We start from the raw sequence: 10,839 nt of genomic DNA on the forward strand, positions 1-10,839 counted from the left end.
CGGGATGTTCCATCCCGCCGGGCTTTTTTGTATCTACTATTAAAACAAACCCGGGCGGTTTCTGAGAAACCGCCCGGACAAAAAATACAAATGATGAAAAAAAATAAAAAATTATATTTTCATATGCTGTATTTTATTATGGCCTATTATGGATTTACATAGGTTCCATTAGCTCCTATACCACCAGTATTTTCAATAACTTTGAGTACACCCCCTGTATTTGCAGAGTATACCGTCATTCCACTATTTGCTTTGAACTGCTTAACATCTGAAGCAAAGATTCTTCCGTCTACAACCGTAAATCCGTATAAAGTTAAATAAGGGCCACCATCTGTTGCAGTTAATAGCGGACTACTAGGAACAGCAGGAGTGCTTACACTTGTAGTATATACTTTATTTGCAGAACTGAAGTAGAATTTCCCGTTATCAATCTGAAGATTTGTAGCGTTTGGAATTCCCGTTAATGTAATAACTGGAGTCAGAACTCCTGTGCTTGAAACCTTATAGATATAAGAATCTGTTGTAGTTGAAGAAATCGTATACACATCAGAGTTATAGGAAACTGTTCTACCAATCTGACCATTTGGGATAGTAATCTCAGTCTTATTATCAGTAGCTGTATTAATATAAGTAATCTTATTTCCATACCCTGATGAAGCATTCTGTACAAAAACATTTCCACCTGCTTCTACAATTTTATCTGCAACTTCAGTAAAGTCGATTTTCTTTACAAATGACAGGTCAGAAATTTTATACTTCGTTACACTGTTAACATTGGTAGAGAAATTGGTATTAGCTACATAGATAAATCCATTCGCGAAGGTAATACCTCTTGGATTGTTGATCTGATCTGTGATTGTACCCAATTTCTTAAAAGTATAACGATCCACCACTACAATTTTATTAGAATTGTTCATCACAAGGTAAGCCCTATTTCCATTCAGACCTACCGCCTGAAGAACATCCCCCAATATTTCATTGTTGTTATTATAAGCATAGATATTATCTTGTTTCAGGCTTAAATCTCTTGTAAGGAACATTACATTAGCTCCATAGGAAGTATAATTTCCTTCATTAGAAATAAAATACCCATCCTGATACGTGATTGGCGAAATTTCAAAACTTTCATTGTCACTGCTACAAGAAATGTTAAACAATAGTACAAATGCAAATAGCACTGTTAAAATTCTGGTTATTCTCATAATATATTAATTTTAATTTTTAAAAATTTATTGCTGCATAAACGCTGTAATTTCTTTTAGGCAAAGGATAAAAAGAAACTGTTTTATAATAGGTATTTGTTACATTATTCACTTTAACTCCTAAAGTATATCTTTTGGAAACCGTCGCAGAAATGCCGGCGTTTAAAATAAAATAAGAATCAATTGCGGCTTTTCTATCTTCATCACCTGTTATATAAGTACCCCCATTCAATAGTCCCTGTGCAAAGAATTTAAGGAAGCTATACTCATAATCTACATTTGCCGTTCCTCTATGTATAGGAACGTAAGGCATCTGTTTATGGGTTTCCTTATCAATTGATCTCGTGTAATAATACCCGGCATTCAGCCCAATCTTATGATTCCCCAATTGTTTATTAAAAGACAATTGAGATTCCAATCCGTATGATTCGGATTTATTAACGTTGAAAGCCTGCCAATACCCAAGAGCTGTAGGCAGCCATACAATAAGATCGGTCACTCCCATATAATAAGGGGAAACGGTAAGTTTAAAATTCTTCACTTTAAACTCGTGGTTCATATCTACCTGAACAGAGGTTTCCGGTCTCAGATCCTTATTCCCTCCCGGCTCATAATAGATATCATTAAATGACGGATATCTGAAATTCTTGGATAAATTAAGCCCTACATTATACCATTTTGAAGTATTCCATTTTCCTGAGAAAGAATACAAAGCCGGAGAATTGATATCTTCTACAAAATCCTTTTTAAACCCACCTTCAAAACGCAGGTCCTTTGTTACGAAATATCTTAGCAATGCGGAAACAGAACCTACATTCCTGCTTACATCTACTATTCCACTTTTATAACCTTCTCCTTTATTGACCTGAAATTCTCCAATAAGATTGATATTCCACTTTGAATTCAGAAAATAATTGAAATCATTTTTCAAAATATAGTTTTTCCCTGTGCCACCGCTTGATTTAGGCAGATCCAAAGCTCCAAAATACTGAAAATTTTCTTCTGTATAAGCAGCTTTGAAAGAGTTGCTGAATTTTGTTTTATTCCAGTCCCATGCGATAAGGCTTCTTACACTCTGGGTTTTATATTTCGTTTTCGTTGCGGTTTCTTCATAGATAGGATAATGCTGTGAAGAGTCAAAAAACTGGCTTTGCCACGAAACTTTATGCTCATCAGTTATTTTGTAGGAAGCTCCTGCATTAAATGTAGTATTGTAATAATTTCCGTTCCTGTTGATATAATTAAGGTCGCTTACCTTATAATCATTTTCACTTACAGAGTAATTTCCTGAAGCTTTAAAGCTGAACCTGTCATTGCTGTAAGATCCTTTAACAAAGTTATTAAACGTATTGAAAGAGGCAACCTCTGAAAATAGTCCCCCATGAAATCCCTTATTAAAATCAAGAGTATTGTTCATGTGAATACTTCCTCCGATGGCTCCACTTCCGTATACCACACTTCCGCCACCAGCTTTTATTCCGATCTGATCATATCCGAACAGAGGCATATTGGTGATATCTCCTTGTCCCAGAAAGTTGGAATTGATATTAATTCCGTTCCATACAAAGGCGGTCTGCTGTGCAGTAGTTCCTCTGAAAGAAGGTGAAGAAACAGCCCCACGTCCATTTTCTTTAATATAAACCTGAGATTGAAACCTGAGCAGTTCTGAAAGGTTAGTAGAATTTTTCTCTGTATCTTCGGCTGTAATGGTTTTCACCGGATGAAAGAGTTTTACCCTGTTCATCTGGTTGTCGAAGATGTAAATAGTATCAATGGCTTTCTCTTGTCCGAAAAGAAAACAGCCATAAGATGAAAAAAGCAGTGCTAAAGATCTTTTTATATCCATATTATTTTACTTTTCCTCCGAAAGCAATATGTTTTTTGGTTATAACTCTGGCAGGTCTCCTGACTTTCGCATTCTGCACCTTCCCGTTGTATACAGTGGCTGCTTGCAGAAACTTTTAGTTGCGATTTACAGTTGCGGGGACAGTCCGGGGCTTTCACCCGATTCCCTTTTCATTCCAATATACTGGAAACCAAAATTTTTGCAAAGATAACTTTTTATATCTATTAGCCAAAAAACCAATCTGCAAACCACGGCTTCTTTTCCCATAGATTCTTCTTTAAAATAAACAAAAGTAAAATGACTGTTCTCAATATCAAAAACAGCCATTCGAAAGATCATCTCTACTAATGATTTGATGAACAACACTCCTAAAGCGTAAATTAACCTTTATAAGTAAAATAAAAAACTGCCTTCAAATGAAGGCAGTTCTATATGATCGAATCATTTTGTTCAATTATTTACCAATAACCTCTGTGATTGGATTTCCAACATTTCCGCTTGGAAACTGAATTTTAAGTAATGAAGAAACAGTAGGAGCAATATCGGTCATATAATAGGCCTTATTACTTTCTCCCTGCTTAACTCCCCATCCCATAAAGATTAATGGAATATGTGAATCATAAGAATTCCATACACTGTGTGTAGTTCCTGTTTTAGAGTATGGAGGAAGCATAGAGTCATGAGAAATCAATTGAATATCACCACTTCTCTGTCTGTTGATTCCGTTGATAATTCTTTGTTTGATAGGTTCCGGAATACTTGCTTCCTGAACTTTATCTACAGAAACGGCATATAAAACAGTAGGGTCTTTTTCAAGCTCCTTAACGGCGAAGTTTCTTACGTCATCTAATTCAAGCTTACTGTCAGCCAATACTTTTCTGTCGAAATAGATCTGATAATTATCGATGGCATTGATTAATTTATCAGCTCCGAATTTCTCTTTCAGTTTTTGGTTAAGATCTTTCTGAGCTCCTTCTCCAAAGAAACCTGTCGGGATCTTATGTTCTTTCAGGAATCCTACAGAGTGTGCTCCACCATGGTCAGCAGAAAGGAAAACAGTATACTCTCCTTTTCCAACTTTTGAATCCAGATAATTAAAGAATTCTGCCAGATCCTGATCTAATCTGATATAAACATCTTCCACTTCAATAGAGTTAGGCCCGAATTTGTGTCCGGCATAATCTGTAGAAGCAAGGTTAATTGCCAAGAAGTCTGTAATATTGTCACCACCCAGTTTTTCACCCTCTACAGAAGCTTCTGCCAGCTTCAGTGTCAGCGTATTTCCGAAAGGAGTATAGCGGATATTATCTTTTTTATCCTGATAATCTTTAGCCAGATTGCTGTAAGGGAATGTAGGGGTCTTTGCACTTCCCAGTAATCCTTCCCATGGAGAATTGTCAGGCGCACTTTCTGTATACTGATTGATCGGGAGTAAGGTATTCCAGCCATTTGCTACCAGTTTTTCCGGTAGGTTCTGTGTATTGAATGATTTTACCCATTGAGGAAGATCATTCATATACCATGTACTTGTAATAAAATTCCCTGTACTGTCATCAAACCAGAAAGCTCCGTTTGGCGTATGTCCTGCCGGAAGTATAGAGGCACGGTCTTTCAGAGAAACACCAATTACCTTTCCCTGGAAGTTGGTTGCCAGTCTCAGCTCATCCGTTACTGTGGTAGACCAAAGGTTTTTGGGAGAGTGGCTGCCAATTTTTGTATTGGTGGTTCCTACAGGCTGAACGCTTTCATCTGCCGTACAGTATACACCTTTACCTGTTTCTTTATCTGTCCAGTCATTTCCTGCAATACCATGAATTGCCGGTACAGAACCTGTATAGATACAGGTATGCCCCAAAGCTGTAATAGTAGGAACATATGGAATATGTACATTATTTAAAGAATATCCTGTATTCAACAGTCTTTTGAAACCGTCATTTCCGAATTTGCCATAAAAACGGTATAAATAATCCCAACGCATCTGATCTACGACCAGACCCACCACTAATTTCGGTCTTTCCAGCTGGGTATTTTTATTCTTCTGTGCATTGATTGTAACTACGGACAAAAAAGTAACTGCCGCAATTGAAATTTTCCTAAGCATCCAAGTAAATTTTTATTGAAGACAAATTTAAGGGTTTTGAAAGTCTTGGAGTGTGAAATTTTATTTAATTTTGATATTTATCCAATTCATCAACTCAACCAACCATGATTTTAGGAGTATACTGGTATTTTAAGTTTCCTGAAGATTTATACCATTTCAAGTTTTTTAATTTTTTTGAGGGATATGGAGGTCATATCGATAATGAAGCAAATCTGGCAGCCAGAGTACAGGTTGATCATATTAACAATTTTATCCAAAAGCTGGAAGATCTGAAAAAACAGTTCAAAGAAAGCTTCATACTTCTTAATATCAATGAAAATCAATTGATTATTAACATTTCGGACCGTCAGCTTTTTGATTATCATTTCCAGCTCGCCACTGAAATAGAAAAATTACTGATTCATGAAAATGCAATATTACTGGATTCCGGTATTCCTTTCAAAATCCAAACCACTAAAAGTTGGTCTCCGGAAAGAGAAGCGTTTGAAAATATAAAACATCGGTTTATTCAGATGACAGGTTCGGAATTTAAGAAAAGTAATGCTGAAAATTACTCTATAAGAATAGACTGTAACCTGCCTTTAGATCATAAAAAAAACTTCATTAAAGATTTGGTACAGATCTGCAGGGAAGAAAATCTTCATGTATTTTACTATCACGATTTTGATTTTAAAAACCATTGTAACCTGATGCTTTTTTTCTCCAACGGCAGACAGAGAAAAGATACCATTCAAAAAGTTCATATCAATTCTTTTGGAAGTAAAATAAGATATCTTACAGAAAAATACCCGCTTCTAAATTTTGGACATCTTGAAGGTCTTACTTATTATCCATTGAACGGGCCTCATGTAGAACTGATGGTGGATGAAGCTTATATTTTAAATAAATAAAACAATTTTAATTCAGTACTCATTACTAAATCTGATATTATGATCAAGTTCAAATATGTTATTCTATACGTTGAAAATGTGGAGCAGTCTATGAATTTTTATAAAAACACATTCAATGCAGAAATAAAGTTCATTACTTCTGAAAAAGATTACGGAGAGCTGATTACCGGAGAAACAGGTTTGTCATTTGCTTCTATTGATCTGGCCGGTTCCAATATAAAGAAGGGGTTTTTAACCTCAAAAACAAGCAGCAAACCTTTTGGAATAGAACTGGGATTTGTAACAGATGACGTTGAGGCTCTGGTCGAAAAGGCCATTCAAAACGGGGCTGTTCTTTATGAAGATATTACAGTAAAACCGTGGGGACAAAAAACCGCCTATATCACAGATCCTGATCATTATCTTATAGAAATCTGTACAGAAATTAAATAATTAAGCGGGACTATTTTGGAAATAAAAACATTGGAAAAACTAGTGCATAACCCCAGCGTAAACTGGGGGCATAATGGCTATACCACAGACAGAATATATTCAGTTTCGTCTATTGAGCTGGCAGGGTCTTTTGAATTTATTTTGAAAGAAAAATTGATTTCATATAGCAAAATCTGGGAAACCGGTTCAGATGAACTTGAAGAACTTAATCATATTGTTGAAAAAGGAAATTCTTTTGGTGCCTATATCAATGGAGAACTGGCAGGCTGGATCATCTGTGAACAGAGAGCATGGAATAACAGTTTTTATATTGAAAATATTTTAGTTGACGAAAAACACAGACGACAGGGAATCGGAATCCAACTGATTAAAGGCGCCATTAAAGAAGCCAGAAAATTAAAAAGCAGAGTCATTGAACTTGAAACCCAAAACACCAACTACCCTGCTATTCAGTTTTACAGAAGAATGGGATTCAATATTACAGGGCTGAATACAAGGTTATATGAAAATCCCGAAGAAATAGCTCTTTTCATGACGTTAGATATGGATTAATTATGGTGAAAAATTTTTATTGCAGTTATAATTAAACACTATCAGAACTTCCACTCCAATAAGAAATAATATATAGTATAAATGCAGGCTGAATAAAGTAAATAGGGTTCCTAGTAATTCATTACTCTTTTTCAACTAAAACACTTATAAGTGTTTTAATATTTTTATATATTAGTAATCAACAAATTAAACATTACTTACTATGAAAAATTTGAAAAAATTAAAAAGAAGTCAGCTTGTATTAATTAGTGGAGGTGATAGTGCCTATGCATTCTGTGATATGGACGGCTATTGTCCTCCCACCTCCGGTTCATACTACTGTAGTAATGGTACTTGCTATAGAGTTTCCGGTGGCGGAGGTGGCGGCAGTAATCCTGGAGGCGGAGGCGGCAGCAGCTGTAATGAGCCTATGCGTTTTTGCCAGGAATGGGAAACAGGATGTGGTTGTGTATACGGATAAAAAATATTGTCAGATAATTGGGGCGGTCTTTACCGCCCTTTTTATTTAAGAGATAAAAATGCATCTTTGCATGAAAACTAATATCTGAAATTCCATGGTACGAACAATCTTTCTTATCACTGCGATAGCTGCTTTTTCGTTCATTAATGCTCAAAAAACTACATTTAAGTGTAAAGAAGTATATGATGCAGTCAAATTAATTGATGAAGAAAAATATGACGAAGCTATAGTTATATTGAAAGAATGTGAAATAAAAGATCCGGAAGATTATACTTACCCTTATGAGATTGCTTTAGCCTATATCAAAAAAACAGATTACAAAAATGCGATATTGCTGTTGGAAAAAATCAAAGGTTATTCCAATATCAATGACTATTATTATGCACTACTCGGAAATGCTTATGATCTTTCCGGTAATCCTGAACAGGCAATAAAAAGTTATGATGAAGGGTTAAAAAAATTTCCTGCTTCCGGAAGATTATATCTGGAAAAAGGTGTTGTTCTGGAATCTCAGGGAAAAATAAAAGCAGCTGTTGAAACCTATGAAAAAGGGATCAGAGCAGAACCAATGTACCCATCAAATTATTACAGAATTTCTCAATTATATCTTAACTCTAAAGATATTTTGTACGGTCTCATGTATGGTGAGATTTTCTTAAATCTGGAACGTACTACTTCCCGTTCGAAAGAAATGAGTAAACTTTTATACAACAGTTATAAAAGCGCTGTAAAATTCACGAACCAGGATACTACAATTGATCTCTGCCAGGCCGTACTGATTATTGAAAAAAATAGCAAGCCTGATAACCTTCCTTTCTGTATCGTTTTCAGCAGGCACTTTGCAGTGGCTACAGCTAGAGAGAAAGAAATTAATCTGGAAACGCTGTCATCCATCAGAAGACGATTACTGAAAGAATATTTCAATAATAATTACAGTCCTTCAAATGTATTATTAAGCTATCATAAAACAATGGAGAACAATGACCTGTTTAATGCTTATAATCATTACATTTTTCAAATGGGAGATCAGGAGGCTTTTAATGAATGGCAGACAAACAATAAGCCGGAATACGACAAATTTGTAAACTGGTATACTGAAGAGGCAAATCTTCTTAAGATTACCAAAAGCAGTCTGTACCTATCTGATCAGATAAAATAACATTCTGAAATTATAAGTTTGTGCTGGAAGCAGTACAAACTTATAATTTCAGAATGTTGAAATAACTTTATTCACTTACCTGAACGGCTACCATATGGAATTTAGTATTTGTTTAAAAACTATAGGTATGCTCCTCCACCTTTGTCCCTGATTCAGAAATCCAATTAGTTCCCTCAGGCTAAAATCCAAATACCAACCTCATAACCAATCCATTAACATCTATAATAAAATGATTTTATTGTAAAATTTTCTTCTTTCGGTTTATTTTATTAACCAATCTCACCCCAATTTTACAAAAGAGGCAGTTAAATAAAATTAATGCAATATAATTCTACATTAAGTGATTAGATATGTAATTTTGTCTTTAAGAATTAACAAATTGATGCTGCTTATTCCATTATAAAACGACGTAATTTGTCGCTTTACAGTCATAGATTTGTACATCAAAGATCAGCGATTGGTGAAAATATAATACCCAGTCTGGTGATAAAATTCACATTAAATCGCATTAACACAATCTTAAAATATATTAAAAAAATTTTATTAACTAATTACTAACTCAAAAAATAACACGGGAATGAAAAAAATCTACCTCGGTGCATTTACCTTATGCGCTATTCTGGGATCAGCCCAGGAAATTTTATGGCAGAAGGATCTGAAATCTTCAACACAGGACTTTCTGAGCCAGGTGACTACTACCATTGATGGTCAGTATCTGATCAGCGGAAGTTCTATTCAAAGCAATAAGCTTCAGGCTTCAGGCAGCAAACACAATAACGGTTACGATTTTAGATTAGTCAAATTAAATCAGAATGGAGAAGAGGTGTGGGAGAAATATTTCTCCGGAACCAATCATGATTATCTGTCTGCAACAGTCGCTACACAGGAAGGTGGATTCGTTGTCACAGGGACTTCGCATTCAGGAAAAGGTCTTGACAAAAAAGAAGATTCTAAAGGAAATTCAGACATTTGGTTAATCAGAATCAATGAATTTGGAGACGAGATTTGGCAGAAAACATTAGGTACTGCCGCTGACGAGGAAGCCAGAGCGGTTATTCAAACCACGGATTTAGGATTTTTTGTGGCCGGAAATGTTCAGAATTCTTCCAAAGGTTACGGTTCTAAAGATGTCCTGATCATCAGGCTCGACAAAGACGGAAAAGAACTGTCCCAATTAATCTGGGGCGGAAAAGGACTTGATGAAGTTGAAAAAATGATCCCAACGAAAGACGGCGGAGCCTTACTCGGAATTTATTCCAGAAGTTCAGCGGTACAAGGTAAGACATCTCCCATAAAAGATGCCAAAAATACATCCGACACCCGACACCTGACTATTGTACAAAAGCAAAGCGACAATTTCGGTGAAGGAGATTATACGGTTCTTAAAATAGATAAAAACGGAAAAATTGAGTGGGAAAAAAACTTTGGTGGCAAAGGTGATGATCACATCAGAACGCTTGCTTTGACTTCCACAGGATACATTATCGGAGGTGAATCCAGATCAGAAATATCAGGAAACAAAACGGTAGGCATTGAAGAGGGTACTGACCTGTGGTTGATTTTTTTAAACGAGAGAGGTGAAGAACAGTCGCAGAAATCTTACAATTTTGGGAACCGTGATCTCTTAATGGGAATGAGTGTCATTCAGAGTCAAGATTCAAGAGCCAGGAACCAGGACCTAACTAAAGGATTGCTTATAGGGGGATATACGCAGGCTGAAGGAAGAATAGAAGAAAATGACGAGACTTTCTGGATTTTATACCTTGATCATAATGGGAATGAACAATGGAGAAAGTATGTAAAAGGAGAATCCAGACAGAAAGAAGAGAGACTTTCAGATCTGAAACTGAACAGAGACGGCTCTATTATTCTGGCAGGTACCAGTGCCACAGAACTGGGCAAAGAAAACTGGAAGATTGTGAAGCTGGGAGACAAACAGGTTGATCAGTTAATGGAGAAATTTGATATCAAGATCTATCCGAATCCGGTATCTGATTATGCTTATGTAGAAATTGGCTTTGATTTTAAAGAGGCTGATATTATGCTGTATGATATGAGCGGAAGGCAGCTTCAGAGCTTGAAAACAAAGAATAAAGTAACCAAGATTAATACGCAGGCACTGGTTCAGGGCGCTTATCTGGTGACGATAAAAACGGATACGAATAAAACGGCGAATACTAAATTGATTAAGAAATAA

9 protein-coding genes and 1 riboswitch are annotated in these 10,839 nt (G+C 35.8%); of the genes, 6 read left to right on the top strand and 3 right to left on the bottom strand.

Annotated elements, in window-relative coordinates:
- Positions 1 to 146: 146 nt before the first annotated feature.
- The 3 genes from LF887_RS18015 to pafA form a co-directional block, all read right to left on the bottom strand.
- Entirely contained in the window at positions 147 to 1,202 is a 1,056-nt protein-coding gene (locus LF887_RS18015; RefSeq protein ID WP_236855634.1) for a YncE family protein, read from the bottom strand.
- Between the two features lie 19 nt (positions 1,203 to 1,221).
- A complete protein-coding gene (locus LF887_RS18020) occupies positions 1,222 to 3,048 on the bottom strand; it encodes a TonB-dependent receptor plug domain-containing protein (protein ID WP_236855635.1) in 1,827 nt (608 codons plus the stop codon).
- Between the two features lie 31 nt (positions 3,049 to 3,079).
- A riboswitch (cobalamin riboswitch) is annotated at positions 3,080 to 3,258 on the bottom strand.
- Positions 3,259 to 3,502: 244 nt separating this feature from the next.
- Positions 3,503 to 5,149, bottom strand: a complete 1,647-nt coding sequence (gene pafA, locus LF887_RS18025; RefSeq protein WP_236855636.1) for an alkaline phosphatase PafA — start codon at positions 5,147 to 5,149, stop codon at positions 3,503 to 3,505.
- Positions 5,150 to 5,253: 104 nt separating this feature from the next.
- Here pafA and LF887_RS18030 point away from each other — a divergent pair, with 104 nt between their 5' ends.
- The 6 genes from LF887_RS18030 to LF887_RS18055 all read left to right on the top strand — a co-directional run bounded on the left by LF887_RS18030 (position 5,254) and on the right by LF887_RS18055 (position 10,839).
- Entirely contained in the window at positions 5,254 to 6,039 is a 786-nt protein-coding gene (locus LF887_RS18030; RefSeq protein ID WP_236855637.1) for a hypothetical protein, read from the top strand.
- Positions 6,040 to 6,078: 39 nt separating this feature from the next.
- A complete protein-coding gene (locus LF887_RS18035) occupies positions 6,079 to 6,471 on the top strand; it encodes a VOC family protein (protein ID WP_236855638.1) in 393 nt (130 codons plus the stop codon).
- Positions 6,472 to 6,501: 30 nt separating this feature from the next.
- Positions 6,502 to 7,023, top strand: coding sequence for a GNAT family N-acetyltransferase (locus tag LF887_RS18040; RefSeq protein ID WP_236855639.1), 522 nt, complete (start codon positions 6,502 to 6,504; stop codon positions 7,021 to 7,023).
- A 202-nt stretch (positions 7,024 to 7,225) separates the two neighbouring features.
- Positions 7,226 to 7,483, top strand: coding sequence for a hypothetical protein (locus LF887_RS18045; RefSeq protein WP_236855640.1), 258 nt, complete (start codon positions 7,226 to 7,228; stop codon positions 7,481 to 7,483).
- A gap of 94 nt (positions 7,484 to 7,577) precedes the next feature.
- Entirely contained in the window at positions 7,578 to 8,642 is a 1,065-nt protein-coding gene (locus LF887_RS18050; protein ID WP_236855641.1) for a tetratricopeptide repeat protein, read from the top strand.
- A 577-nt stretch (positions 8,643 to 9,219) separates the two neighbouring features.
- Positions 9,220 to 10,839 carry a T9SS type A sorting domain-containing protein gene (locus LF887_RS18055; protein ID WP_236855642.1) on the top strand — a complete coding sequence of 540 codons (1,620 nt, stop codon included), beginning with the start codon at positions 9,220 to 9,222 and terminating at the stop codon, positions 10,837 to 10,839.

It is taken from the genome of Chryseobacterium sp. MEBOG06 (assembly GCF_021869765.1).
Classification (GTDB): Bacteria; Bacteroidota; Bacteroidia; order Flavobacteriales; family Weeksellaceae; genus Chryseobacterium.

Coding starts and splice junctions, on each gene's coding strand:
- LF887_RS18035 (WP_236855638.1), top strand. CDS start 6,079: ATGATCAAGTTCAAATATGTTATTCTATACGTTGAAAATGTGGAGCAG.
- LF887_RS18020 (WP_236855635.1), bottom strand. CDS start 3,048: ATGGATATAAAAAGATCTTTAGCACTGCTTTTTTCATCTTATGGCTGT.
- LF887_RS18045 (WP_236855640.1), top strand. CDS start 7,226: ATGAAAAATTTGAAAAAATTAAAAAGAAGTCAGCTTGTATTAATTAGT.
- LF887_RS18030 (WP_236855637.1), top strand. CDS start 5,254: ATGATTTTAGGAGTATACTGGTATTTTAAGTTTCCTGAAGATTTATAC.
- LF887_RS18055 (WP_236855642.1), top strand. CDS start 9,220: ATGAAAAAAATCTACCTCGGTGCATTTACCTTATGCGCTATTCTGGGA.
- LF887_RS18015 (WP_236855634.1), bottom strand. CDS start 1,202: ATGAGAATAACCAGAATTTTAACAGTGCTATTTGCATTTGTACTATTG.
- LF887_RS18050 (WP_236855641.1), top strand. CDS start 7,578: ATGGTACGAACAATCTTTCTTATCACTGCGATAGCTGCTTTTTCGTTC.
- pafA (WP_236855636.1), bottom strand. CDS start 5,149: ATGCTTAGGAAAATTTCAATTGCGGCAGTTACTTTTTTGTCCGTAGTT.